This is a genomic window from Streptomyces sp. NPDC006529, from assembly GCF_040611795.1.
Lineage (GTDB): Bacteria > Actinomycetota > Actinomycetes > Streptomycetales > Streptomycetaceae > Streptomyces.
In genome coordinates, this window is record NZ_JBEXPB010000133.1 from 1 (window position 1) to 1,306 (window position 1,306).

Here is a 1,306-nt window from a genome sequence, read left to right on the forward strand (position 1 = left end):
CCTACGTCCTGCCGACGGTGCTGGAGTTCGACTCGCGTGAGCGGCTCGACGGATTCACCGCAGCCTTGCAGCAGGTCATCGACCGGCACGACATCCTCCGCACCTCCATCGTGTGGCAGGGCCTGCGGGAGCCCGTCCAGGTCGTCCGGCGCCACGCGGAACTGCCGGTGACCGAAGTGGAGCTCGACCCGCAGGACGCGGATCCGGTGGCCTCGCTGATTGCCGCCGGTGGGGCGTCCATGGATCTGGGCCGGGCGCCGCTGATCAGCCTGCACATCACGCCGGTAGAGGCCGGCAGCGACCGCTGGCTCGGGCTGGTGCGGGTGCACCACATGGTGCAGGACCACACCGGACTGGAGGTGCTGCTGAGTGAGGTCGAGCTGTGCCTCGCAGGGCGCGGTGTCGAGCTGCCCACGCCGCTGCCGTTCCGCAACTTCGTGGCGCAGGCCCGGGGCGGGGTGACGCGTGCCGAGCATGAGCGATACTTCGCCGAGCTGCTCGGTGATGTGACCGAGCCGACGGCGCCGTTCGGACTGGTCGACGTTCATGGCGACGGTAGCGACTCGACGCATGGAGTCGTGGCACTCACAGAGGATGTGGCCGGCCGGCTGAGAGCTGTTGCGCGCCGACTCGGTGTGAGTGCGGCGACTGTTCTGCACGTGGCATGGGCGCGGGTGCTTGCGACGGTCAGCGGGCGCGAGGACGTCGTGTTCGGGACGGTGCTGTTCGGCCGGATGAACGCCGGCGCCGGCTCGGAGCGGGTGCCCGGACCGTTCATCAACACCCTGCCGGTACGGGCACGAGTGGACGAGCTCGGCGCACTGGAGTCGGTCCGGGCCATGCGCGATCAGCTCGCAGGACTCCTCGAGCACGAGCACGCGCCGCTGGCTTTGGCCCAGCAGGCCAGTGGTGTGGCGAGTGATATGCCACTGTTCACGGCTCTGTTCAACTACCGGCACAACGTCGCGCAGGACGGCGACGGCGGAGAGCGTCAGGCGGTGGCCGGCATCCGCGTGCTCCTGGCCAGCGAGCGCACCAATTACCCGCTCTCGGTCTCGGTCGACGACGATGGCAGTGGCATGGCGTTCGCCGTGGAGGCTGCTGCCTCGGTGGATGCCCGCGCCGTGGGTGTGCTGGTGTGCAACGCGGTGGAGCGTTTGGTGGTGGGGCTTGAGGGCGTGTTGGAGGGTGGCTTGGACCTTCCGTTGAGCGCGGTTGATGTGCTGGATGACGTGGAGCGTCGTCGGGTTGTTGTTGAGTGGAATGACACGTCTGCTGTGGTGCCTGCGGGTACGGTGGCGGATTT

Annotated in this window: 1 protein-coding gene; it reads left to right on the forward strand. The window is 68.5% G+C overall.

From position 1 onward, the window contains the following. Positions 1-17 precede the first annotated feature (17 nt). Positions 18-1,306 (forward strand): condensation domain-containing protein (locus tag ABZY31_RS31245; protein WP_356417071.1); only part of this gene is annotated, 1,289 nt, incomplete at its 3' end.